26 protein-coding genes are annotated in these 24744 nt (G+C 53.3%); 17 read left to right on the top strand and 9 right to left on the bottom strand.

Annotation, left to right across the window (positions count from 1 at the left end; all coding sequences use genetic code 11):
* Positions 1-14: 14 nt before the first annotated feature.
* From ACFOSD_RS00210 to ACFOSD_RS00245, 8 genes are all read left to right on the top strand, one after another.
* On the top strand, positions 15-1523 hold the full coding sequence (locus tag ACFOSD_RS00210; RefSeq protein ID WP_380694847.1) for an RNA polymerase factor sigma-54: 1509 nt from the start codon (positions 15-17) through the stop codon (positions 1521-1523).
* 123 nt (positions 1524-1646) lie between these two features.
* Positions 1647-1952, top strand: coding sequence for a ribosome hibernation-promoting factor, HPF/YfiA family (gene hpf / locus ACFOSD_RS00215; protein WP_380694845.1), 306 nt, complete (start codon positions 1647-1649; stop codon positions 1950-1952).
* A gap of 6 nt (positions 1953-1958) precedes the next feature.
* Entirely contained in the window at positions 1959-2411 is a 453-nt protein-coding gene (locus ACFOSD_RS00220) for a PTS sugar transporter subunit IIA (RefSeq protein WP_380694843.1), read from the top strand.
* 18 nt (positions 2412-2429) lie between these two features.
* The gene (rapZ, locus tag ACFOSD_RS00225; RefSeq protein ID WP_380694841.1) at positions 2430-3290 is read left to right on the top strand and encodes an RNase adapter RapZ; all 861 of its coding nucleotides are present in this window, start codon (positions 2430-2432) and stop codon (positions 3288-3290) included.
* Complete coding sequence (locus ACFOSD_RS00230) at positions 3287-3556, top strand: HPr family phosphocarrier protein (RefSeq protein WP_380694839.1); 270 nt, start codon at positions 3287-3289, stop codon at positions 3554-3556. The genes rapZ and ACFOSD_RS00230 overlap by 4 nt, the downstream gene beginning before the upstream one ends.
* Before the next feature lie 5 nt (positions 3557-3561).
* On the top strand, positions 3562-4107 hold the full coding sequence (yjgA, locus tag ACFOSD_RS00235) for a ribosome biogenesis factor YjgA (RefSeq protein WP_380694837.1): 546 nt from the start codon (positions 3562-3564) through the stop codon (positions 4105-4107).
* Between the two features lie 93 nt (positions 4108-4200).
* The gene (locus tag ACFOSD_RS00240; RefSeq protein WP_380694835.1) at positions 4201-4773 is read left to right on the top strand and encodes a sigma-70 family RNA polymerase sigma factor; all 573 of its coding nucleotides are present in this window, start codon (positions 4201-4203) and stop codon (positions 4771-4773) included.
* Entirely contained in the window at positions 4766-5419 is a 654-nt protein-coding gene (locus tag ACFOSD_RS00245) for a ChrR family anti-sigma-E factor (protein WP_380694833.1), read from the top strand. Before ACFOSD_RS00240 ends, ACFOSD_RS00245 begins: the two co-directional genes overlap by 8 nt.
* Positions 5420-5486: 67 nt before the next feature.
* On the opposite strand, the gene ACFOSD_RS00250 is transcribed toward ACFOSD_RS00245, so the two are convergent.
* Positions 5487-5987: a GNAT family N-acetyltransferase gene (locus ACFOSD_RS00250; protein ID WP_380694831.1), complete on the bottom strand. Its 501-nt coding sequence runs from the start codon at positions 5985-5987 to the stop codon at positions 5487-5489.
* A gap of 125 nt (positions 5988-6112) precedes the next feature.
* On the opposite strand from ACFOSD_RS00250, the gene ACFOSD_RS00255 reads away from it, so the two are divergent.
* Positions 6113-7234: an aldose epimerase family protein gene (locus ACFOSD_RS00255; protein WP_380694829.1), complete on the top strand. Its 1122-nt coding sequence runs from the start codon at positions 6113-6115 to the stop codon at positions 7232-7234.
* On the opposite strand, the gene dapE is transcribed toward ACFOSD_RS00255, so the two are convergent.
* The gene (gene dapE / locus ACFOSD_RS00260) at positions 7223-8353 is read right to left on the bottom strand and encodes a succinyl-diaminopimelate desuccinylase (protein WP_380694827.1); all 1131 of its coding nucleotides are present in this window, start codon (positions 8351-8353) and stop codon (positions 7223-7225) included. The genes ACFOSD_RS00255 and dapE overlap by 12 nt on opposite strands.
* A gap of 104 nt (positions 8354-8457) precedes the next feature.
* On the opposite strand from dapE, the gene ACFOSD_RS00265 reads away from it, so the two are divergent.
* Genes ACFOSD_RS00265 through ACFOSD_RS00275 form a run of 3 tightly spaced genes read left to right on the top strand, consistent with a single transcriptional unit; the run spans position 8458 to position 9748 of the window.
* Complete coding sequence (locus tag ACFOSD_RS00265) at positions 8458-8733, top strand: hypothetical protein (RefSeq protein WP_380694825.1); 276 nt, start codon at positions 8458-8460, stop codon at positions 8731-8733.
* Positions 8733-9104: a hypothetical protein gene (locus ACFOSD_RS00270; RefSeq protein ID WP_380694823.1), complete on the top strand. Its 372-nt coding sequence runs from the start codon at positions 8733-8735 to the stop codon at positions 9102-9104. Before ACFOSD_RS00265 ends, ACFOSD_RS00270 begins: the two co-directional genes overlap by 1 nt.
* Complete coding sequence (locus tag ACFOSD_RS00275) at positions 9101-9748, top strand: SanA/YdcF family protein (RefSeq protein WP_380694821.1); 648 nt, start codon at positions 9101-9103, stop codon at positions 9746-9748. The genes ACFOSD_RS00270 and ACFOSD_RS00275 overlap by 4 nt, the downstream gene beginning before the upstream one ends.
* On the opposite strand, the gene ACFOSD_RS00280 is transcribed toward ACFOSD_RS00275, so the two are convergent.
* Positions 9738-10382: a glutathione S-transferase family protein gene (locus ACFOSD_RS00280; RefSeq protein ID WP_380694819.1), complete on the bottom strand. Its 645-nt coding sequence runs from the start codon at positions 10380-10382 to the stop codon at positions 9738-9740. The two genes, ACFOSD_RS00275 and ACFOSD_RS00280, sit on opposite strands and share 11 nt — an antisense overlap.
* A gap of 178 nt (positions 10383-10560) precedes the next feature.
* Here ACFOSD_RS00280 and ACFOSD_RS00285 point away from each other — a divergent pair, with 178 nt between their 5' ends.
* The gene (locus ACFOSD_RS00285; protein ID WP_380694817.1) at positions 10561-10806 is read left to right on the top strand and encodes a DUF1244 domain-containing protein; all 246 of its coding nucleotides are present in this window, start codon (positions 10561-10563) and stop codon (positions 10804-10806) included.
* Positions 10807-10814: 8 nt separating this feature from the next.
* On the opposite strand, the gene ACFOSD_RS00290 is transcribed toward ACFOSD_RS00285, so the two are convergent.
* Positions 10815-13136 (bottom strand): CHASE2 domain-containing protein, encoded by a 2322-nt coding sequence (locus ACFOSD_RS00290; RefSeq protein WP_380694815.1) that lies wholly within the window; start codon positions 13134-13136, stop codon positions 10815-10817.
* Between the two features lie 166 nt (positions 13137-13302).
* Between ACFOSD_RS00290 and ACFOSD_RS00295 the strand changes: the two genes are divergently transcribed.
* Complete coding sequence (locus tag ACFOSD_RS00295; RefSeq protein WP_380694813.1) at positions 13303-14391, top strand: hypothetical protein; 1089 nt, start codon at positions 13303-13305, stop codon at positions 14389-14391.
* Between the two features lie 125 nt (positions 14392-14516).
* Positions 14517-14954, top strand: a complete 438-nt coding sequence (locus tag ACFOSD_RS00300) for a methylglyoxal synthase (RefSeq protein WP_380694811.1) — start codon at positions 14517-14519, stop codon at positions 14952-14954.
* A 28-nt stretch (positions 14955-14982) separates the two neighbouring features.
* On the opposite strand, the gene pgmB is transcribed toward ACFOSD_RS00300, so the two are convergent.
* Both pgmB and ACFOSD_RS00310 read right to left on the bottom strand, forming a co-directional pair.
* Positions 14983-15639 carry a beta-phosphoglucomutase gene (gene pgmB / locus ACFOSD_RS00305; RefSeq protein ID WP_380694809.1) on the bottom strand — a complete coding sequence of 219 codons (657 nt, stop codon included), beginning with the start codon at positions 15637-15639 and terminating at the stop codon, positions 14983-14985.
* A 24-nt stretch (positions 15640-15663) separates the two neighbouring features.
* Positions 15664-18012, bottom strand: coding sequence for a glycoside hydrolase family 65 protein (locus ACFOSD_RS00310; protein WP_380694807.1), 2349 nt, complete (start codon positions 18010-18012; stop codon positions 15664-15666).
* Positions 18013-18156: 144 nt separating this feature from the next.
* Here ACFOSD_RS00310 and ACFOSD_RS00315 point away from each other — a divergent pair, with 144 nt between their 5' ends.
* Complete coding sequence (locus ACFOSD_RS00315) at positions 18157-19200, top strand: LacI family DNA-binding transcriptional regulator (RefSeq protein WP_380694805.1); 1044 nt, start codon at positions 18157-18159, stop codon at positions 19198-19200.
* On the opposite strand, the gene ACFOSD_RS00320 is transcribed toward ACFOSD_RS00315, so the two are convergent.
* On the bottom strand, positions 19197-20060 hold the full coding sequence (locus tag ACFOSD_RS00320) for a DMT family transporter (RefSeq protein ID WP_380694803.1): 864 nt from the start codon (positions 20058-20060) through the stop codon (positions 19197-19199). The two genes, ACFOSD_RS00315 and ACFOSD_RS00320, sit on opposite strands and share 4 nt — an antisense overlap.
* Before the next feature lie 201 nt (positions 20061-20261).
* Between ACFOSD_RS00320 and ACFOSD_RS00325 the strand changes: the two genes are divergently transcribed.
* On the top strand, positions 20262-22178 hold the full coding sequence (locus ACFOSD_RS00325; protein ID WP_380694801.1) for a methyl-accepting chemotaxis protein: 1917 nt from the start codon (positions 20262-20264) through the stop codon (positions 22176-22178).
* On the opposite strand, the gene ACFOSD_RS00330 is transcribed toward ACFOSD_RS00325, so the two are convergent.
* Complete coding sequence (locus tag ACFOSD_RS00330; protein WP_380694799.1) at positions 22160-24118, bottom strand: M48 family metallopeptidase; 1959 nt, start codon at positions 24116-24118, stop codon at positions 22160-22162. The genes ACFOSD_RS00325 and ACFOSD_RS00330 overlap by 19 nt on opposite strands.
* 6 nt (positions 24119-24124) lie before the next feature.
* Entirely contained in the window at positions 24125-24721 is a 597-nt protein-coding gene (locus tag ACFOSD_RS00335) for a LemA family protein (protein WP_380694797.1), read from the bottom strand.
* Positions 24722-24744 lie beyond the last annotated feature (23 nt).

The raw sequence follows: 24744 nt of genomic DNA on the forward strand, positions 1-24744 counted from the left end.
GTATCAGGAGCGACATGAAGACCAGTTTGCAGCTAAAAATGGGCCAGCAGTTGACGATGACGCCTCAACTGCAACAAGCCATTCGATTATTGCAACTATCCACTCTGGACTTACAACAAGAGATCCAAGAAGCGCTCGACTCGAACCCACTATTAGAAGTGGCTGACGAACATGAAGCGGATCATGAGCATGCGCCCGCAAACGACGCCAACAGTCAATCCGATGATCAATCGATTACCGTCAGCAGCAACGATAAAGCCGACGACCCGCAAATAGAAGATCTGTGGAACGAACAAATTCCCGATGAACTCTCGGTCGACAGCAATTGGGATGACATCTACCAACACGCCCCCACCAGCGCTTCTATGCCCAGCGGCGATGATGACTACAACTTTGAAAATCAGTCGGTCGCGGATGACAATTTATACGATCATTTGATGTGGCAGTTGAATCTTACCCCGATGAATGAACGGGACCGAATCATTGCGACGGCCATCATCGATTCAGTGGAGCCGAGCGGCCTGTTGTGTTCACCCATTGAAGACATCTTTGAAGGACTTGAAGAAGAGCTTGGTCAAGACGGTGACCCACTGGAAATGGACGAAATGATGGCGGTACTGCATCGGCTACAACAATTTGAGCCGACCGGCGTGTGCGCGCAGAATCTCAGCGAATGCATTTCTATACAGCTGCGCCAACTACCGGCCGACACCCCGCTGCTCAAAGAAGCGATTCGTTTGGTGACGGACTACGCCGACCTGCTGGCGAGTAAAGATTTTCCGCAAATTCTGCGCAAGATGCGAATAAAGGAAGAGCAATTGCGCGACGCCATGGTGTTGATCCAACAAACCAATCCAAGGCCCGGCACCAGCATATCCAACCACGAATCGGAATATGTGATTCCTGACGTCATCGTGCGCAAAGACCTCGAACACAGCCGTTGGCTGGTCGAACTTAACCCGGAAATTGCGCCTCGCTTACGTGTTAACAGCGGTTACGCCTCAATGATCAAGCGCGCCGACAACAGCGCAGACAACAATTACATCAAAGACAACCTGCAAGAAGCCAAATGGTTCATTAAAAGCCTGCAAAGCCGCAATGAAACGTTACTCAAGGTCGCCACGCAAATCGTTGAGCATCAGCGCGGGTTTCTAGAATACGGCGAAGAAGCCATGAAACCGTTGGTTCTCCATGACATCGCCCAAGCCGTTGAAATGCATGAATCAACGATTTCGCGGGTCACCACACAAAAATTCATGCATACCCCACGGGGTATTTTCGAGCTGAAGTACTTCTTTTCCAGCCACGTCAGCACCAACAGCGGTGGCGAGTGTTCCTCTACCGCTATTCGTGCGTTGATTAAAAAGTTGGTCAGTGCGGAAAACACCAAAAAGCCGCTCAGTGACAGTAAAATTGCTACCCTATTAAAAGATCAAGGGATCAATGTAGCGCGCCGGACCATTGCCAAATACCGTGAGGCCATGAACATTCCGCCGTCGAATGAACGCAAGACCCTTGTGTAAATAAAACATTAATCCAGATCAATCACTTGAAACGAAAGTCAGCTACACTTATTACATAGAGACAAAGCGTTTTTTTGGGGTCGTTGTCCTAACGACCTGTCATTCGCGAGAAGGAGTTATCCTATGCAAATAAACATCAGTGGCCATCATGTAGAATTAACCGACCCACTGCGCGAGTACGTCACCACCAAACTGGATCGATTGGAGCGACATTTCGATCAAATCAGCATCGTACAAACCACGCTCAGCATAGAGAAACAACGACAAAAGGCAGAGACCACCCTGCACATCAAAGGGGGTCAACTGTTTGCCGACGCCGAGCACGAAGACATGTATGCAGCGATTGACCTGATGGTCGACAAGCTGGACCGACAACTTCTCAAACACAAGGAAAAGACCGTAGATCGCCTGCACGGGAACGGTCGCTAATTTTTTATGCCAAACCTTAACGACGTCGTTAGTCTGGAGCGCACCCTTTGGGGTGCGCCGAGCCAGAGCAAAAAGAAGACCCTACAACTCATCAGCGATCATGTCGTCACCTTGCAACCGGAATTTGATGCGGATGCCTTGTTTAACAGCCTGATCGAGCGAGAGCGCCTCGGTTCCACCGGGTTTGGTAATGGCGTAGCCATTCCTCACTGTCGGCTGGAAAACTGCGCTGCCCCCTTCGGTTTGCTGGTAAAGCTCGAAGAGCCCATTGAATTTGATGCCCTCGACCAGAAGCCGGTCGACATCGTATTCACCTTGATCGTGCCGCAAGAAGCCCGTACGGAACATCTACAATTGCTGTCTCGCGTTGCTGAACGCTTCAATGATGACGCGCGCTTAAAGGCCATGCGTCAGGCGCCGGATGCTCATGCCTTTTACGCGGCGTTCATCGCCGAATAAGCCTGCGGAAGCATCAACATGGATCTCATCGTTATCAGCGGACGCTCCGGCTCCGGTAAAAGTACCGCACTGAACGTATTGGAAGATGTCGGTTATACCTGCATCGATAACCTGCCGATTACCATGTTGCCGGAATTGGCGAATGAAATGCTGCAAGGGAACATTAACCAAAAAGTGGCCGTCTGCATTGATGCGCGAAACGCCACCAAGGCGTTGCGTCAGTTCCCACAGATCGTTGCGCAATTACCGGACACCATAAACCTAGACATCGTCTATTTAGACGCCGACGAAGTGACCTTACACAAAAGGTTCTCTGAAACCCGACGTAAGCACCCACTCACCGGCGACGACACCTCGTTACAAGAAGCCATCCACGGTGAACGCGCCCTGCTCGACACCATCGTAAACATGGCCCACCTGAACATTGATACGACGGGGCTGTCGATTTACGAGCTACGCGATCAGATAAAAACGCGCGTCGCAGGTACCTCGCGTCAGGAAATGGCGTTGTTGTTTATGTCATTCGGCTTTAAGCATGGCACACCGCACGATGCCGACCTGATTTACGACGTGCGCTGCTTACCCAATCCCTATTGGGACCCGGCACTGCGCAAGTATTCCGGCTTGGACGAGCCGGTTCAGAAATTTTTGCATAAGGAACCGGATGTGAGCGATATGATCGACAGCATCCGCAGCTATCTGGATCGCTGGCTGCCTTGCTATGCCGCCAACAACCGGGCCTACCTGACGATTGCCATTGGCTGCACCGGCGGCCAACACCGCTCGGTCTATGTCGCGCAACAATTGGCCCAAATTTACCGGCCCCGTTACACCTCCGTTCAATTACGCCACAGGGAGTTGAAGTCCACGCTGTCATGATCAGAGAACCCATTACCATCATCAACAAATTGGGTCTGCATGCGCGGGCTTCAGCCAAGTTAAATAAGCTGGCCATGCAGTTTTCCAGCAGTGTCATACTGGAAAAAGACGGCCGCCGTTCGGACGCGCGCAACATCATGTCCATCATGATGTTGGCCGCCAGCAAAGGCACAGAATTGACCCTGGAGGTGTCAGGGGACGACGAGCAAGCCGCATACGATGCCATAAAAGCATTAATCGATAATTATTTTGAAGAAGGTGAATAACCGAGATGGCGCGTAAAAAAAAGATGGTTGTTGAAGACAACGACATCGAAATAGTTTCCAAATCGGAACTCAAACGCGAGATGGAACGTTTGCAAGCGGTGGGTAATCGCCTCCTTGAACTTTCGGCGGAAAAATTGCGCGAGTTTCCGCTTGAAGAATCTCTTTTGCTAGCGTTGCTTGAGTCACAGCGCCTGAAAAGCCATGAAGCCAAACGCCGTCAATTGCAATACATTGGCCGTTTGATGCGAGATGCCGACGTCGAGGCCATCGAAAAAGCACTCGATTTCAATGATCCCAGCAGCGAAGTGCATCTTCAGTTGACCGTCCTATGTGAACGGTGGCGTGCCGAACTCATCGAAGATCCGGATGCCGTAGCCCGCTTTTTTGATGCCTTTCCCCATGCCGACCGTCAACATTTGCGTCAGTTGGTCCGCAATGCTCAGCAAGAAGCAGAACAAACTGCGCATGAGCCCCACACCTCGGCCAGCCAGTTCAAACACCGGCGCAAATTGTTTCAAGTCTTGCGAGAAGAAATTCAACCCACGCTGTGATCCAACGTAAATGTCGGCTCGTAACCCTGTCAAATTCCTAGGATTTGTTTGATCATGCGAGCTAACCCCATGACCTCCATAGGCAAGGCCACTGTGACAACACCAGACGAATGGGCTGATTGCCTGGAACTTATCGCCGGTAATCAAAGCCGAGATGCATTCGCCAAACTCTTTCGCCATTTTGCACCGCAAATTAAAGGTTACGCCCGCTCCTCCGGGCTGACCATGATGGGCGACCAGTTGGCAGATGAACTGGTGCAAGAAACGATGACCAACCTGTGGCGCAAAGCGCATTTGTTTGACCGCGAAAAAGCCTCGGCAACCACCTGGGTCTTTACCATAGCCCGGAACCTGCGAGTTGATTTACTTCGGCGACAAACCAAGCATCAGGGGCATTTAGACTCGGACGATATGTGGAACGAACCGCATACGGAAGGTGATGGCAGTGATTGGGTTGAGCAGTCGACGGTAGAGCGTCATATTCGCATGGGTATTGGCCGACTGCCCATTGAGCAACGCCAGGTCATTGGCAAGGTATTTTTGGAAGACAAATCCCATCAAGAAGCAGCAGACGAGCTTGACTTGCCTTTGGGCACGGTCAAGTCGCGTATCCGACTGGCGCTGAAGAAGTTGCGCGTCGGATTGGAGGTAGAAGGCTATGAGTAAATTTCACCCAGAATTAGACGTGTTGACCGAGTACGTAGCGGGCCAGCTCAATTACCACGAAACCTTGATGGTGGCGGTACATATAAGCTATTGCGAAGCCTGCCGTAAGTCGGCGCGCGAGTTGGAAACCTTGGCCGGTGTGTTGTTGGACGATTTACCGGGCGACCATGTCGATGAGCAATTGCTGGCAAAGACGTTGGCTATGATTGATAACCAGCCAGAGCGTCAGAGTCGCGCTGTTTCAGGCGCCGCCAGTTTCGCCCACCCGGAGGTGCCACCTCCGTTACGCAAGGCGATTCCGAACGGGTTTAATGCCTTGAAATGGAAGAAGTTACTGCCCCATTTGCAAGTGTGTGATCTTGAAGTAAGTCCGGACGGTCCGGCGATCACGCTGCATCGCATTAAGCCAGGCGGCAGAATCCCCAAGCATACGCACCGTGGTACCGAATACACTGTGCTGCTCAAGGGTGGTTTTTCTGATATGTACGGCGACTACAATGCCGGAGATTATTTGTGTCGTGATGCCGCGCACGAACATACGCCTGTCGCTGCTGACAATGAAGAGTGTATTTGCTTAACCGCGGTGGAAGAACCCTTACGGATGACCAGTTGGAAATGGCGCTGGCTCAATCCCTTTCTAAGCTGAAAGACGACTGCATTTCAGCAAATCTAATGGCGTGATCTCAAGCCCTCACTACGAGGGCTTTTTTGTTTTAACGCCCCGTGTTCGCACGACGCATCTTAATGTGCTTAATACCATCCTCATCGTAGGGCTCACCCACCGCGGCGAAGCCCTGCTGTTGATAAAATCCCTGCAAGTGCGCTTGTGCACCTAACTCAATGTCGTGTGAGGGGAACGCTTCCGTCGCATGCTGCACTGCTGCACGCATTAACGTGTGTCCCAAGGCGCTGCCGCGCTGCTCAGGTGCGACGATCACCCGGCCAATCTCCGGGCACCCAAGTTCATTGGGCGGCAGTATACGCGCATAGGCCACCAAACGACCGTCCAAAAACCCTTGTAAGTGCCAGGCGGTGATGTCTTTATCGTCCAATTCCGAATACGGACATTGCTGTTCAACCACAAACACATTCACCCGCAAACGCAACAACTCATAAAGAGCCATCGTGGACAATTGCGCGAAGGTTTCATACTGCCAAACCATACCCTGCCCGGTACTTAGCGGTTCCACTTGGCCATTTAACGCATTGAACATAGATTGCCTCAAGGTATTTGTCGTTCAGGTATCAGCATAGAGAAGCCTTTGCGATCAAGCCACTGTACCGATACACTGCGTGCTAATTTACACGGTCTACTGACCTTTGTTGTTGGAGTATCCGCATGGTCGGCGAACGCCCTTCCGGTTTCAATGGTGTTATCACAGTACCGTTTCCCGGTGCGCCAGAACATTCCCCAGCCCGCTTGTTTGCTTTACGTTTAGGCAGCATTGAGGTGTTGGTAACGAACGAAGGCGCCAGTATATTCCGCATTCTTACGCCCGACGCCCAGGGTGTGGTTGACGACATCGTGTGTTATAGCCCACGACATAACCAATTTGCCGCCAATGCCCCGTATTTAGGTGCTACCGTAGGTCGCTACGCCAATCGCATTTTACACGCCGGCTTTGAACTTAACGGGCAACACATCAACCTCGTGGCCAATGCAACCCCGCATCATCTTCATGGTGGCGAAAGCTGGCACCGCGATTGTTGGACGACCGACATTCCAAACGCTGACAGGTGGCCGGAAATCCGTTTTCACCGTACGTCGCCGGCTGGCGAAGGCGGCTACCCTGGCACCGTACAAGCCACCGTTACCTATCGATTAACGGAACAAGGCGAACTGCACATCGATTATCACGCCACCACCGATGCCCCGACCGTCGTCAATCTGACCAACCACGCCTACTTCAATCTGAACGGTGCTTTTCCACAGGACTTGTCGCACCAATGGTTCATCATTCACGCCCAAGAGCGCACCGCAACGGATGACGAAGGCCTACCGACAGGTGCTTTTGCGCCGGTGGCCGATTCAGTATTCGACCTGTCCAAGCCTACTCGGGTACAGGATTTACTGACACCGATGCACCCAGACTTGGTGGCCACCAACGGCTTTGACCAGAATTACGTATTCAAGCGCACCAACAGCCCGGAATTGATCACCATGGCCACCGTGGTCAGTCGCCAAACCGGCCGCGTGTTACAGATTGCCAGCACCCAACCGGGCATGCAGTTTTACACCGGAAATTACCTGGGCGGCACCCCAAGCATGGATGACGACCAGCCTTATGCGGCGCATCAGGCGTTTTGCTGCGAACCGCAACACTTCCCTGACACGCCCAATCAACCGGGCTTTCCACCCTGTACGGTTACCCCAGACCAGCCTTACCATGAACGCATCGTGTATCGGTTCGGCGTGAAGGCCATTGAAACGGATGGCGATGTGCCCACATCAGGCAAATAACTTCACGAGGGTGCGGTAATACATCTCGGTCAGCAAATCCAGGTCTTCCACACTCACCTGTTCATCAACCTGATGGATGGTTTTGTTCACCGGCCCTAACTCCACGACTTGCGAGCCCATGATGGAAGCTATAAAGCGGCCATCCGACGTGCCACCGGCGGTCGATAGTTCCGGCGTATGTTGACGCACATCGCGCACCGCGGCCACCACCGCATCCACCAGATCGCCACGCGCGGTCAGAAAGGGCTGACCTTTAACTTCACAGCGCAAATCGTAACGCAACTGATGCTTGTCCAAGATGTCGCGCACACGCTGTTCAAGCGCCTCGGCTGTCACCTCGGTGGAAAACCGGAAACTGAACTGCAAGGTGGCATCACCCGGAATAACGTTGGTCGCCCCTGTACCGCTGCTGAAATTTGCCACTTGGAAACTGGTGGCCGGGAAAAATTCATTGCCTTGGTCCCATTCGGTCTGCGTCAGCTCAGTTAACGCAGGAGCCAATAAATGAATCGGATTTTGCGCCAAATGCGGATAAGCCACATGACCCTGCTTCCCATGTATGGTTAGGTACCCCAAGAGCGAACCACGACGACCGTTTTTAATGATATCGCCCACCTTTTCGGTACTGGAAGGTTCCCCCACCAAGGCCATATCGATGTGATCTCCGCGCGCTTGCAGCGCTTCTACTACCTTCACCGTGCCATGATAGGCGTGCCCTTCTTCATCGCTCGTAATCAACAAGGCAATCTGCCCACGGTGTTCGGGAAATTCACGCACAAAACGTTCGCAAGCCACCACCATACAGGCCAAACTGCCCTTCATATCGGCGGCGCCGCGGCCATGCAACATGCCATCACGAACCACGGCATCATACGGTGGATGGGTCCACTTGCTTAACTCTCCGGTGGGTACCACATCGGTATGCCCGGCAAACGCCATTACGGGGCCGCTGCTACCGTGTGTTGCCCAGAGATTTTGTACGTCCTCAAAATCCATCCGTTCAATGTTAAATCCCACCGCCGCCAATCGCTCGGCCATCAAGGCCTGGCAACCGGCATCATCTGGGGTTACAGAAGGTCGTTGTATTAGGGCGCGGGCGAAATCCAGTGTAATGCTCATGTTGCTTGCAGGTTCTATTGGTTAGAATAAGGGCGGGGAGTATAGCAAAGCGCCCGCGGTTCCAAAACCAAGAGTCCGAAACGACCAGACCGAGGAGTTGAATCATGGCGTCGCTACGCCAACGTGTTATTGCTTGGGTACATCAAAAAGCAGACGCACAGGTCGAAAATATGCAACTGTTTACCACCGGCGGAATGATTTTCGCTGGGGGAATGCTGGTGATATTATTGGCCGAGCGTCAATGGTCGCCATCGGTACAACAAGAACTGGTGGCGGCGATCGGCGTTTTCATCGCCGCCGTGGGCTTGACGCGAGCTCTTTGGGGCTACTTGGGTATTGGCCTATTTCGAATTCTTAAACACCTTCTTCCGGATGCCTGATGCAAAACGACATTGAGATTTACATAAAAAAACGGGCAACGGGTCCTATCCTGGAGTGGCTCACGGGCACCTTCGGCCACACGCCGGACATCGTATCCACGCCCAGTAAGGGTGCGACCAAATTACGCATCACAACCGAGCGCGGTGTGTTGCCCGTTATGTTGGTGCAACAAGGACAATGGACATCGGTGTGGTTTAATTCCGCGCATACGCCCTGGGCGTCGGACCTGGCCTGCGCGCAGTCCGCTGCCGAGGTTATGCAGACGACCGTGCGTTGCAGCGACGGCGGCTGGCAGGAAGGTGATGACCCTGACCAGTTTCTCGAAGTCACCGACGGAACGGTCGGCACGGTTATTTGGCGTGATGAATGACACCACGCCCGACACGTTTGCTCACACCTAAATTTAAATTATTGCTGTTGGGGATGTCAGGCGCTCTGCTCGCACTGGTGCTTTTCGTCTGGGTAGCAGACCAATGGTTCCGCTGGCAGACTCGTGAGCACGTCTTCACCCAGAAAGAAGACCTCACCCCAACGCAGTTTGGCTTACTGTTAGGTACGGCGAAATATCATGCCAGTGGAACGCTAAATCCTTTTTACCAAGCCCGCGTGCGCGCTGCTGCGCAACTGTATCACGACGGTTATTTGCAGATCATTCTCGCCTCGGGTGACCACAGCACGCCTTATTACAACGAACCGGGCATGATGCGAGATGACCTTCTCGACCTAGGCGTACCCGACGAATCCATTCTGCTGGATGGTGGCGGGACCCGCACCTTGGCATCGGTTCGTCGGTTAAAGAGTGAGTTCGACCAAGATCGGGTGATCATAATCAGCCAGCAATTTCACATCGAACGTGCACTCTACCAAGCCCATGCGGCGGGCATAATGGCGCAGGGTTTTGTGGCCGATGATGCGCCGCGCAACTGGCATGTGCGCGTGCGTGTGCGTGAAGTGTTTGCGCGCTTAAATGCGCTGTATGAAATCCATATTCAACGTGCGCATCTTAACCTTTAGCCGAATTACGCAGGCGCGACAGCAACAGTTGTAAATCCGGTGAAATCGCGGGTAACAGCGTCGGATCGGCGTATTCCACCATGGCCAAATGTCCGGCCAAAGAGACATCGGCAATGGTCAATCGATTACCCATCACATAATCCGACTGCGACAGAGTTTCCAGTGTCGGGGCCAGCAATACTTTGGCTCGGTCGATCAGCTCTTTGCGCGTCCGCTGCCATTCACTGACACAGCCCATGCCGAACTTACGTTCCTTAATAAAAATGAACAATGCTTTTTCCGTAGGCTTGGTGAACTGCTCGGCAATGCCTGGGGACGCAATACGAAACAATACATCCTCCAGCAAGCTGTCAGTCCAGTCCAAATAAGCCCAAACAGCCGCCTCCATACCTGCCGGGACCAAATCATTCTTCGACAAGGTCAGTAGGTATTGAAAGATATCACGCGACTCCACCACTACATTCCCTTCATGCAAGATCGCCGGCACCATAACGCGGCCACCCGTCACTTCGATCAATTCATCACGATCACCGAACGGCACATCGCGTACTTTGTAAGGCAATCCTAAATGATCCAACAAGAACTGTACTTTTAGGGCATAACAACTGTAAGGGAAACGGTAGAGAGTGATCATGCGGACTCCTGTTCACGCTCATCGAGGTATGAATAACCACAGAGCTTACATCTTAGTCAGAATCCCGAACGGTTGCGAGTTCCTAACATCAATTCAGTCTGCATGCAGACATTACGACCCTGGTCTTGCCTTAAGAGGTATATGCTACACTTCGTTTTTTTCGTGAAACGAGGTCAACATGGATAAACAAACCGAGATCGAACTGGAAGCTGCGGCGTTTCGACGCTTAGTCGCCCACCTGCGCGAGCGTAACGACGTGCAGAACATTGACCTGATGAACCTGGCCGGATTTTGCCGTAACTGTTTGGGTAAATGGTATGGGGCGGCAGCGGCCGAACGCGGCATTGAACTCGACCCGCAACAAGCCAGAGAACACATCTACGGTATGCCGTATGACGAATGGAAAGCCAAATATCAACGTTGAGCTCGTGGTTACTTCGAGGTATGCCGATAGGCTCCGTCCCAGTTCGCGCTGAGTGTCTGCGTACGTAAGTCAGCAATTCGACCCAAGTAAACGGTATACAATTTGGCGCGTTGTGGCGTACTGGTCATCAATAAGGCGGCAAAGGCATCCGATGCTTCCTGCCATTGCTGTTGGCGATACAGGGCATAGGCGGCGTTATAGGCGTCTATTTCTGCTTGCAGCTCCGGGCTTTGTTCGCCTTGGCGGCACAGCGGTTCATAGCACTCAATAGGTTCTTCTTTACCCTTTACCATGATGCGGTCGATAAAGCGGAAAAAATAATTTGGGCATTGGGTGTAGGTTTCCGGGCCGACCAGAATCTTCACCCCGTAGAACTTAGTCAGACTTTCCAACCGGGAGCCAAGGTTTACGGCATCGCCCAACACGGTATAGGACCGCCGATATTCCGATCCCATGTCGCCCACGTTCATCGAGCCGGTGTTCAAGCCAATACCGATTTCCACCGCGGGCAACCCTTCGGCGACAAACTCGTCGCGCAATTCAGCGGTTTTATTGATCATATCAATGGCCGCTTCCAGGGCATGTTCCGCGTGCTGGGGATCTTCCAGCGGCGCGCCCCAAAAGGCCATAACCATGTCGCCCACGTATTTATCGATGGTACCCTTTCGGTTAAAGATAATGCCGGTAATGGGGGTAAAATAACGGTTCAATAAGCCTTTAAGCTGCGTTGCCGTGAGCTGCTCGGAGATGGTGGTAAAGCTGCGAATGTCCGAAAATAACACCGTCAGTTCTTTGTTGGCGCCTTCAAAATTGATGGAGTCCGGGTCGTTCAGCATGATGTCTATATATTCCGAAGGCACGTACTGCCCGAACATCGAACGCACTTCCTGGCGCGATGACCGTTCGCGCAAGAAGCCTTCCAGCATGTTGAATACACCCAACAACAAAATCAACAAGAGCAGACTCGACACCGGGACATTCACTAACTGTACTTGCCACAAGTAGACATTCCCTGCCACCACAACGACCATCAGCAACACCGTAACACCGAGTAGCGAAAATGGCCCGAAACGCCGGAATACGAGTACATACAATGCGCCCAGAATAAGCATCGTGATCGCGACCATCGCATGCCCACCATCGAGATCACGCCGCAGTTGGTCACTCAATAGTCCATTGATCACGTTGGCATGAACCTCTACCCCAGGGTACGTTGAGTCCAAAGGCGTCGAGCGTAAATCCAATAGACCCAGAGCCGATGTCCCGATCAACACAATGGCGCCATCCAATTGTAGCCGTTCTTGCTCGGTCAGTGTGCCACGCAATACATCGGTTGCTGAAATGTAAGGGAAGGTTTTTTTCGCACCAGCGTAAGGCACATAAACACTGCCATCCTTGCTGGTTAATACCTGATGTGCCTGTTCTTCAGCAGGAATTTCCACCCATGAAAAAACAGCTTCATTTTCACCGGTTGCTCTCAAACCAAAAGGCGCATCGGCCACATCAATCAAAAAATAGTTATACAAACTGGCTAAACCCAAACTGGGATACAACGAGCCATTGTAATACTCCAGCAAGGGCACGCGACGAATAACACCGTCCAAGTCCGGTATCGGGTTAATTAGCCCTGCAGAAGATGCAGCTTCCTGAAACAGACCTAAATTACCAACATAGCCTATATAGTTACGACGCAATAAATTCAAATCAGGGTCCAACGTTTCCACCGGCGCAGGCAACGCCCCGACTTGAATCTCTTCATTGGGGTAGAGCACGTACCCCAACACCGCGTTAGCTTCTGCGATGGACTCGGCAAACAGCACATCAAAATCCACTTGCTGCTCGAAGTCGCGCAAACGAGTCGCAATTGTAGGCTCTTCACTTTGTAATAAGTCCGACATTTCCAGCGCTAAATTGCGCTCCGGTTCGGAAAACAAGACGTCGTAAGTAATGGTATAGACACCGGCATCCATTAATTGGCGATTCAAATCGACCAATTTGGCTCTCGACCAAGGCCAACGACCTTCAGCGGCCAAACTGCGCTCATCAATATCCAGCACAACGACGCTAAAGTCTTTGGTAATCGGCGTTTTCGGGAGTAACGCCAATCGGGTGTCGTAGTAGACATAGTCCAAGCGGTCAAAAATGACATTTTGATATTTCGCTTCATCACGCCGCAATTCCTCCACAGCGACCACGACGGCCAGTAATGTCGTCAATAAAGGCACCCAACGACTACTCACAAAGCGCCAAACCCCAACCACCGCATGACCTACGCCGCGCGTCAGACCGGTGCGCTGAACCAATGACCACATCGCAGAATTTTTGAACACGTTCGTCACCGCCAAGGGTTCCTTCTAATGAGTACCTGCAGTATACACCCGCACCAAGCATATCGCCCGCGACGTAGGCCAGACTCCCCCAGAACGCGGGATAGTGGTGTCGAGAGGAACACATTATCGTAAAGGCGTTCGATCTGTCATCATCAAGGAGTAATTTATGTCCCGCATTATGAGTTTGAGCCTAGCCGGTGCCGCCGGCATTCTCTTTACCGCCTGCGCATCCAAACCCCCAGCGCCCCAATACGACAGCAATCTGTCGGCCACCGAACAAGCGCCACTGTTCATTACCGCTGCGTCCACGCGCTCGGTCGACAGTGTGCAACGTGTGGCGGTCACATCCTGCAACGTCATGTTTGCGGACGTCAGCTCCGCCACCGCCAGTACCGGTGGCGGCATTTTTGACGACACAAACCGGGCCGAAGCCTCGGTCAGTGTTATCTACAGCCTGAAGGGCCTGGATAATAACCAGTTACAACGATTGGCTGACGACGTCTGTGCGGATGCGGAAGCCCAGTTGGCAGAGGCCGGTTATGACGTCGTGCCACGCAGTGCACTTGCGGGCGTAGAAACCTTTCAGGAATTACAGACCGCCGGACGCGAGAGCCCCTACGAATACAAAATGGGCGCCAGCACCTATAAGGTGTTCGCCCGCAGCGGCGAGTCAGTATTTGACGAGCGTTACATTGGTACCGCAGCCGGGCTCGGACAGGCCTTTCGTGCGGCCGCAGGCGGTTCGGCATGGCAATTGGAAGCCGTTACATTGGAAACGCTTGAAGCCAGTGGTGTGAACATCAACATCATGCTCGATTTCGCAGCGTTAACCTCCAGCGGACAGGGAGCCTCCGGTGGCGGATTTGTCAGCCGGGATACGGCCGAAGTTTCGGGTGAAGTTCGATTGAGCGCTGCAGGCGAACTGGCGTTCAAACCCTTTTCTCAACTGGATTGTTGGAACCGCTTTGGCAATCGCGAATGCATGGTGAACGCCAATCATATCGCTCGATTCAGCAATCATTGGCCCGTGGTGATACCACAAACGTTTTACACTGACGTGGTAGACGCCACCACCACCGGCGACGCGGTAGCGGGCGCGGTTACCTCGGCTCTGGCATTTTTGGGCGGCGGTACCAGCCGGGACATTACGCGTTATGATGTCAACGCCATTCCAGCCCGTTATGCCGAAATCAGCCGCCTAGCCAGCCAAGCCTTTGTTGAAATGGCTGTTACGCAAGCGGCTACGTTTAAATAATATCCAGCAACCGGGAGGGTCGTGACCCTCCCCTACAACAGGTATATGGCTTACGTGTTTATGGTTCTGCTTTCCGACCTTGTGTACACTGACGGACATCGCTAATCATTGCAGTGGAAATGCTCATGGCCGTAAAAAGTGTGGCGCTGGTAGCGCACGACAATAAGAAAGAAGAACTCGTACAATGGGTAACGGACAACAATACCCGTTTTTCTCCCCTGAAGCTCTATGCTACCGGCACCACCGGGCGTCTCTTGGGCGAGCGCCTCAAGCGTGACGACATTAATGTTTTGTTGAGCGGACCATTGGGCGGCGACCAACAAATTGGTGCCATGATCGCGGAAGGTAAAATTGACCTGTTGGTGTTCTTCTGGGACCCGCTGGAACCGCAACCGCACGACCCGGACATTAAAGCCTTACTGCGTATTGCCGCCTTATGGAATATCCCTGTCGCGTCGAACCGGGCCACCGCAGAATTCATTTTGACATCGGCCTACATGACCGACGACAAACATTCCCCGCAACGACCCGATTTCAGCTACTACACGCAACGGAAAATTTAACCGACCGACAGCGCGTTAAAGTTGCGCGTTACAATTGAAAGTAACGCGCCAAGCTGACGTCCGCTAAAGAGGGAAAGACTTCATGCGCATCCGCGAGTAAGTCTTTCTCACCAATGCCAACGGCGAACATTCCAGCCGATAGGATCGAGGTCACACCCGCCGGGGCATCTTCAAAGCCCACACACAGGCTAGGATCAACACCCAACGCGTGCGCAGCCTTGAGAAAGATTTCGGGGTCGGGCTTACCGTTCGTGACCGTGGCAGCGTCTACAATGTAATCGAAGTCATCCAACACCCCTAAAGCCTGCAATACCGGTACGGCATTTTTGCTGGCCGACGCCAACCCGACGGGCACTTTGGCGGCCCGCAACGTATGCAAGACTTCACCCGCACCGGGCAAAAGATCAGCCGGGGTTAATGCTTTAATCAACTCGACATAGTAGCCATTCTTGCGCGCAGCCAACGCGTCTTTTTCGGCCTGAGAATACCCCCGATCGGTATATTCCAGCACAATGTTCAGCGAAGCCATTCGGTCGACGCCCTTCACTCGGTCGTCCACCACGTGCGGAATCGCAAAGCCTTCTTCTTTTGCCAGACGCTGCCACGCCACAAAGTGAAAACGCGCAGTGTCGGCAATCACACCATCTAAATCAAATATCGCAGCGCGATATTGCGGATGACTCATGGTAAAACTCCTGTCTGGCAATGCTCAGTCTTGCAAACCAAGGCTAACAATAGGGTTTTGGCTATCCAGTGTGATGTTGCGCGTACGCTGACTCAGTATTAAAGCCGGCCCACTGACCCATTCATAACGCGCTTCTTCCGGCGTCACAGAAACCTTCACTAACGACCCTTGGTAATTAACATGGAATTGATAGTCGTCCATGCCCTCTGGTAAGGTCGGCGCGAAATGCAACCGGCCATGGTTTACGCGCATGCCCGCAAACCCCTGCACCACGCACATCCACGCGCCACCCATACACGCGGTATGAACACCGTGCTGGGTATTACCATGGTTGTTATCCAAGTCCATCCGCGTCACATTCGAAAAATAGTGCAACGCTTTGTCCTGATAACCAACTTCCGCCGCAATGATGCTGTGAATACAGGCTGACAGGGTGGAATCATGTGTGGTGATGGCTTCGTAGTAGTCGAAGTTGTTCTTTTTCTGTTCCAAGGTAAATTGATCGCTCAGCAACAGCATGGCCAATACCGTATCGGCTTGCTTACACACTTGATGGCGGTAGATCACCAACGGATGGTAGTGCAACAACAGCGGGTGTTTGTCGGCGGGCGTGCTTGCCAAATCCCACTTCTTTTTATTGAAAAAACTGTCGTCTTGCATGTGCAAGCCGGTCGCGTCATCGACGGGCAAATACATATTTTCGGCCGCGGCTTCCCATTCTGCCGGTTCCGTTTTAACCAAGCCTATACGGCTCTGCAAGCTGGCCCACTCGGAGGGAAACCTGTCTTGCATCCATAACGCACATTCATAGGCATAGCGCAGGTGGGTGCGCGCCATCGCATTGGTGAAAAAATTGTTGTTCACACAGGCGGTGTATTCATCCGGGCCGGTAACTTCATTGATGCAGAACTGGCCGCCCCGACGCGGATTAAAGAACCCGATCGACATCCACATGCGAGCGCTTTCGAGCACGACCTCAACCCCGGCATCACGCATAAAGTCATCGTCTTGCGTGGCTTGGTGATACTGTTTCACCGCATAAGCGACATCGGCATTGATGTGATATTGCGCGGTTCCCGCCGGGTAATAGGCGGAACATTCTTCTCCCCCGATGGTACGCCACGGAAACAAGCAACCCTTGTCAATCGCCAGATCGCGCGCGCGACGACGCGCGGCATCCAACAAATTGTAGCGATACTGCAACAGGTTTTTCGCCAATTGTGGTTGGGTAAACAGGAAGAAAGGCAGAATATAAATTTCTGTATCCCAGAAATAATGGCCGTCATAGCCGTGCCCGGTGAGGCCCTTGGCTGCAATATTATTGAAGCCATCACGACCCAACGACTGATACAGGTGGAATAGGTTAAAACGCATGCCCTGCTGCAAGGGTGCATTGCCACCAATACGAACGTCGGAGGTGGCCCAAAAGGCATCAAGCTCGGCACGTTGCGCCTCCTTTAATGCGTCAAAAGGAATAACTGCACAGCGCTCCAGTTCCGGCAATACGGCACTGGCCGGTACGGCTAATGCATGTTCGCGCCCGGCCGCGTAGACCACCCGCTTATCCAACGACACGCTGTCACCTTGCTGAACGGCGATGTTATAGCGCGCGCCGACTTGGTGTTCAGTCACTATCGCGTGTTCATCAACATCGCCTACTGCCACGAGGTCGTGATGCACTGCACTGGCAATATAAAAGCCTGTGCTGCGCAAGCGATACACCAAATGGGCCTCGGCCACCGAACTGGCGCTGGCAATGGGTTCAATATCTGCCTCGCTCATTCCTGCACCGACCCGAGGATCGTCGGTTTTCTGTAACTTAGGCGGCAAACTGTTCAGAACGGATACCAAGCTTAGCGTGCCGGAAAAGTCCACGGCAGTGACGGTGTAGCGTAACGCCACCAGACGACGCTCGGTCAGTGACACCAACCGCTCGGTACTGATATCCAAGGTCTTGCCCGCTGCCGAACGCCAACGCATGCGCCGGGTTAATAGTCCGGCTTGCCAGGAGAGCGAGCGCTCACTTTCTAATAATTCACCCACCGTAAAATCGACCGGCACATCGTCAATCAACACCTGAAGCTGCGCCGGATTGGGTGCCGAAGCAATGCGTTCGTTGTTCCGGGCAAAACCGTATGCACTCTCACCGTACGCAATGGGCTCGGATGAATAAATACCGTTCAGGTAGCACCCCACCTCGTGGTCATGCCCCGCTAAGCCCTCTTCCAACCCGCCACGCACCCCAATGAAGCCGTTAGCCTGCGCGAACAAACTGGCGTTCAACGCATAGTCTTTCGGCTGAATTCCGGTTTCAGTAATTTGCCAAGGATGGTTACCGAGTCGATTTGAATCCAGAGAAGCGTGTCGAGCCATAACAACTGAGCCTTTTTCGGTGGAATAATAAGCATAGACCTTTTTCAAAGGTTATGTGGCGCCAAGTTTAGTCATTATGCAATCGATTGCAATCAGCTTTTTTTTGGTGATAATGCAGTCATCTTATTGCGGGTAGCGTCGATCATGTTGCTTCCAAAACCACCCCCAGCATCATTAGCGGACGTTGCGCGTGCAGCGGGAGTCTCGGCATCCACGGCGTCGCGCGCGCTGAACAACAACCCCGCCATCAACAGCAAAACTCGGCAACGGGTACAGGAAGCAGCCCAAGCCTTAAACTACCAACGCAATCAGGGCGCGCGTAACCTGCGTCTGCAGCGCAGCCAGATCATTTCGGTGGTGATCAATCATCATGGTCAACCGGGCCAGAGCCTCTCCGATCCCTTCATGATGACGCTTACGTCGGCCATTGCCGACGCGCTCAATGAGCACGGTTATGGCCTCTTGTTCGCCAGCTCAACCCTCACCGCAGCGCAGTGGTATGACGAATTGGTGCGCAATGGTCGGTCGGACGGCATCATTGTGATTGGCCGTGGCATTGATGAAAGCCACTTTGAACGGCTGCAACCCGAAGAATGTCCGTTCGTGGTGTGGGGGCAAGCGGACGCCAACACGCCCTATCCCTGTATCGGCAGTGATAATTACAGTGGCGGACAGCAAGCGGCACGACAGCTGATGTTGTCCGGCTGCACAGAACCGTGGTTTTTAGGCGATATCCGGCATGCTGAAATCCGCCAACGTTACGAAGGCTTCTGTGCCGAGCTAGCGCGCGCGCATTTGCCCATTCATCCGCCCATTGCGGTGGCGGGCTTCACGCCGGAACAAGGGCATCAAGCAATCTTAAACGCACTGCGGCAGGCACCGCGTCGTTGCGATGGTCTGTTCGCCTGCAGTGACCACCTGGCCATCGGTGCCGCGCTGGCGCTGTTTCAAGAGCACTTAAAGATTCCCAAAGATGTTGCCCTCGTCGGCTTCGATGACATTGAACTTGCGGCCAGCAGCTACCCGCCGTTGACCACCGTTCATCAAGACCTCAAAAAAGGTGGGCGCGCCTTGGTCGACACCATGCTCAAACGTTTGGCAGGCCAGCCTACGCTCTCCCAAAGCATTCCCACCCGCGTGGTGAAACGGCGCACCACACGGCATCTAAAAAACGAACGGATGGACTAAGACGTTCGCTGGTGTTCGCGTACCGACTCATACACGGCGGCTAAAACAATGATAATGCCGCCAATGACCGTACCCAGCGTCGGAATGGCCGCAAGGACCAAAGCCCCATAAACCGTGCCATACACCGGCTGAATACAGGCCACCAAGCTGACCGTTTTAGCCTTTAGATAGCGCAAGGTATGGGCAAAAAGCGTGTGCGTTAAGGCCGTAAAGCCCAAGCCGAGCAGGATCAACAGTAGACCATCCGTGGTTGAAGGCTGTGCAGCGGTTACCCACAGCCAGGGGGTCATTAGCACGGCAATCAACAAGACCTGGTAACCCATGGTCCGCGCCGCAGACACACCGGAAAACCAATGCCCTTGCAGGACGTTGCGCAAGGCAAATAAGAATGCGGAGAGTACACCCCACACAACACCCTGCGTCGTGGTGTTCGACAAGGTAAATTCTGGCACCAGAAAATAGATGCCCAGCAACACCAAACAGGCGCTGGCCACATCCAACCAATCCACCCGTGTTCCTTTGATCCACGGCTCTAGGAACACAGTAATCACCGGATAGGTATAGAGCGAGATCATGCCAACGGCAATACCGGCCACCTGCATGGCATGGAAATAGGTGATCCAATGCGCGCCTAACAACAGGCCCAACAGCGCCAGCTTGGCATAATCCTTTGTCTGCGCCATGGCGATCGACCGTTCACGCCAAAACACCCAGCCGAATAATGCAAATACCGCCACCCAGGTACGGTACGCGGTGATATCCCACGCGGGCAACTGAATCCACTGCGAAAACAAACCGGTGGCTCCCATGAGCAAAACCGTACCGTGCAAAACCCATAATGCTGACCGCTGCTGTGACATTGACACTCGCTCTAGAAAAAGATCCACAAAAAACGCCAAAAAACCGACTCTTTGTAACAAAAAATAAAGCATAAAAAAGTGACCCAAATCAGGACACCACTCCGTAAATTAGGACATCCTGACCAACGTCAGCTTACGGAACGTCACCACTCGCATTTGGGCAACTCATGGCCCCTGCTTTCATGAGTAAGGAACACAACGATGACCATTGCTAAAAAGTTTGCCCTTTCTATTGCCGCTTTAATAGGCGGACTCACACTCCTGGCGATTGTAGGTTTTACCCTGCTGACCGCTAATGTACGCTCGGAAGCAGCGAATCAGGAAGCCACTGATGTGCGCAACGAACTCTACCGCCTCGCCGTACTGGCTGATGCGTTGATCGACGAACAGGTCAACAGTGCCATGAGCCTGCTGATGCGTGATGGTCGGGCCCTTGGCACACCAAGCCAAGGCACCACGGTAAACGTTAACGGGCGCACTGTACCCGACTTACTGCTGGGTACCAATGCACAAGCCAATAATTTCGCTTTGGTTGATGGCCTAACCGACATCATGGGCGGCACGGCGACCCTGTTCAGCCGATCAGGCGATGACTTCGTCCGGGTATCCACCAACGTCATCAACAATGGTCAGCGCGCGATCGGTACCGTTTTGGCACCCAACGGGGCTGCGATGCAAGCTATTCGTCGTGGCGAGGCGTACTACGGCTTGGTCGACATTTTAGGCGAGCCGTATTTGACCGGCTATGAGCCCATCCGCAACGCACAAAACCAAGTGATTGGTATTTGGTACGTGGGTTACATTGCTGACGTCTCAGCTCTGGAAGAAATTGTCGATAGCAAACGCATTTTAGACACCGGCTTCGCCGCATTGCGCGACAACGCGGGTAATATCCGCAAGCATTCAGCGCATGTGGATATGCCGCTGGTTGAAGCGGTCCTGAACGGCAACCTGCCGGGCTGGCGCGTCGAAACCACATCGATCAATCGGTGGGGCTACGACATCATCAGTGCGTTCCCGGAAAGCGAATTGAATGCACAGATTTTGGACGACATCATTAATATCGTCAGCATTGTAGTGGTCAGTGGCTTAGTGCTCATTGGCATCATCTGGTGGTTGCTGAAGCGCATTGTCAGCCTGCCCCTGGCCCGCACCATAGATCGCATGGAGGACATTGCCGAAGGTGATTTCACCATCCGGCTGGACAGTACGAGCAAAGATGAACTGGGTGATTTAGCCCGCGAGTTCAATCGCATGCTGGAACGTTTGCAAGGCACGCTGTTGGACATCAGTTCCGGTGCCAATCAGTTGACCGCGGCGTCAGAAGAGTTGTCGACCATTTCCATCGACAGCAACAAAGCCATTGCGGCACAAACCTCGGAAACCGAGCAAGTAGCAACGGCGATGAACCAAATGTCGTCGACGGTTGCAGAAGTCGCCAAATCGACCGAACAAGCCGCTGCCGCCGCGCATGATGCGCAACACGAAGCCACCGAAGGCCGAACCGTTGTGGCGGAAACCATCAGCAGCATCGAAAGTTTGGCGAATGATGTGGAAAACGCGGCCAAGGTCATCAATGAATTGTCCGTGGCCAGTAATGACATCAGCCAGGTGTTGGATGTGATCAAAACCATAGCCGAACAGACCAATTTGTTGGCGTTAAACGCTGCCATTGAAGCAGCACGTGCCGGTGAACACGGCCGGGGCTTCGCGGTGGTCGCCGATGAGGTGCGCTCGTTGGCCAGCCGCACGCAGCGCTCGACCGAAGAAATCCACTCTATGATCGAGCGCATTCAAAGTGAATCCGCGAAAGCGGTTCAGGTAATGGAAAACGGGCAAAAGACCGCCGAGAGCAGTGTCGCTAAGGCACAAACATCGCGTCAGTCGCTCAAGCAGATTTTGCACGCTGTCGAGCGGATCAATCTGTTAAATACCGAAGTGGCGAGTGCGGCGGAAGAGCAGTCCGCCGTGGCGGAAGAGATCAGCCGCAACATCACCAATATACGTGATTCCGCCGAGCACAACAGCGCCAACTCCGACCAAAGCATGCGCCAGAGTGAAGAGTTGGCGAAATTGGCGACCATGCTGCAACAACGGATTCAGTTCTTCAAAGTCTGATCCGCCAACAGCGGTGGCATGGGGCAATCCAATGCGTCAGCCACCGCTCTGAACACTTCTGCTTCACGCACCGCAATACGGCCATCGTGTTCGATACAACGGGCCAAGGCTTTCAGGAGCCGTGGCTTCTCCAAGGGTTTAACGTGTTGTAAGCGAGCCACCGCTTTATTGAGCTGTGCCATGGACACCGCATTGGTATTGAAGCTCGTTAAAGCAAACGGCAAATTTGAGACCGCGGCTTCGTACGCTTCTTTCGCCGCTTTTGCGTCTGCCGCACCGGCTTGCGCAACGACTCGCAATAGGTTGGCAACGTCATCTGCACAATTAGCCAACGCCAGTCGCCGCCCGGTTACGGGTTTCTCATTCAACCCATGCACCACCACGCGATAGAGCGACCATTCCGCCAAGCTGAAAACGCCATCCGCTTTGATCAGCAGGCTTAAACACTGCATAAACACTCGATGCTGGGCCAAGGAGAGCTGTTTCAATGCGGGCAGGCACAATTCCACCAGCGGCAAGCGGAATGCAGGGTCCAAGCTGATCAAGCGTGGCGCCAAGCGCTGCAACAAAGCAAATACCTGCGGGTCAGCATGGGCGACCAGTGCTTCCATTTGCCGCGCCTGCAGGTCCGCCGCCGGGCTAAGCAGCAATCCATAAATGATCGCGCGCGCCGAGTAGGGATCGTGTGCCGCTTGCCGCAAACCATCATCCATCTGCGCCAAGGTATGTTGGGCATAGGCCAAGTGTTCGGCTTGTGGTTCACCCACCGAATCTATGGCTGTCATGGCCGCATGGGGGGCGAAGGCGGCTAGCCCGTCTGGTCGAGGCGCATGAGTCTGTTCAACGAATTCGGCACTTTTGTTGCTCGCCATGCCGGATGGCACAACCGGCGTAAAGCGCCCGTCCCAGTTTGGCTGCACCCGCCGAATCCGTTCACCCAAGGGCGGGTGGGTTGCCATCATCGAGGCAAACGCGGTCTTAACGCCCTGACCAAAGAATAAATGGCTGTATTCAGCCGCATTCAAGGCTTGCACTTGAGAGCCGGAAAGGTGCCCACCGATCTTCTTCAAGGCACCACCTATGCCGTCTGGATCACGGGTAAATTGCACGGCAGACGCATCCGCAAGAAACTCGCGCTGGCGGCTGACCGCCGCCTTGATCAGGTTACCGAAAAAGGTGCCGGCATAACCGATCACCATAAGCGCGGCACCCAAGCTCAACATTATCGCCACGGAATTGTCTTTGCTGTTACGGCTGCCACCAATACGACGATACCGCACGCTGCGCACCAGCATCTGACCGAGCAGACCAAGCACCAAAATACCGTTTAATAACGCCACCAAGCGAATGTTCAAGCGCATGTCGCCGTGGAATATGTGGCTGAACTCATGGGCAATAACGCCCTGCAATTCATTTCGCGACAAGAGGTTGACAGTGCCGCGGGTTACACCGATGACCGCATCTTGCGGCGCATAACCGGCAGCAAAGGCATTGATGGCATCATCATCCAACACATACACCGGAGGCACGGGCGTGCCGGACGCGATGGCCATTTCTTCCACCACATTCAATACCCGTTGCTCGGCGGCATCGTTCGTGCTGATGTTGATCAGGCGACCGCCCATGGCTTCCGCCACCGCTGCACCACCGCCCATTAATTGCAGGCGCTTAAACACAATGCCCAATACCACCACGGCCATTATAGTGAGCGCAATACCGCCCACTAAGGGTGCGTTCAGCAAGTCTATCATCCGACTGGTAGAGATATTGCCGCTACCATCGACCTGCACATAACCGGGGGTTACGCCGTTCAACAAATACAGGATCGCCAGCACCGCGCCCGTGGTCATGACAATCAGTGAAACCACCGCCAATACCAGCAGTACCACCAACCACAAGGAGTTTCGCTGTGCGCGCGCCTGTTGTTCAAAAAAGTTCATGGCGGTTTAGAACGACACTTTTGGCGCTACTTTAATTTCGGCACTGTCTTCAAACTCCAGCAAATTCGCGTCTTGTCCATGACCGATCATGCCCGCGAACACCACGGCAGGAAAGCTTTGTTTCAAGGTATTGTAGGCCATAACCGAGTCGTTAAAGGCCTGCCGCGCGAAGGCAACTTTGTTCTCGGTACTGGTCAGTTCTTCTGACAGTTGTTGCATGTTTTGTGAGGCTTTTAAATCCGGATAAGCCTCCATCACCACATTGAGGCGCCCCAATGCGGCGCCCAGCGCGCCTTCTGCTCCGGCTAATTGTGCCATTGCCCCAGCTGCACCGGGATTGGACGCGGCGGCTTTTAAGCCTGCTGCGGCGGTATTTCGGGCGGCAATAACGGCTTCCAGCGTTTCGCGCTCATGCTTTAAATAGCCTTTCGCGGTTTCAACCAAATTAGGAATTAAGTCATACCGACGCTTGAGCTGAACTTCGATTTGCGCGAACGCGTTTTTGTAGCGATTCTTCAGCGCCACCAGCTTGTTGAAAATGCTGATGACGTACAACACAACCAGTGCTAATACCACCAGAATAATAATGGTTGAAATTTCCATTGCGGCTCCCTCGATGAATGAAT

The organism is Salinispirillum marinum, from assembly GCF_042650105.1.
GTDB lineage: Bacteria > Pseudomonadota > Gammaproteobacteria > Pseudomonadales > Natronospirillaceae > Salinispirillum > Salinispirillum marinum.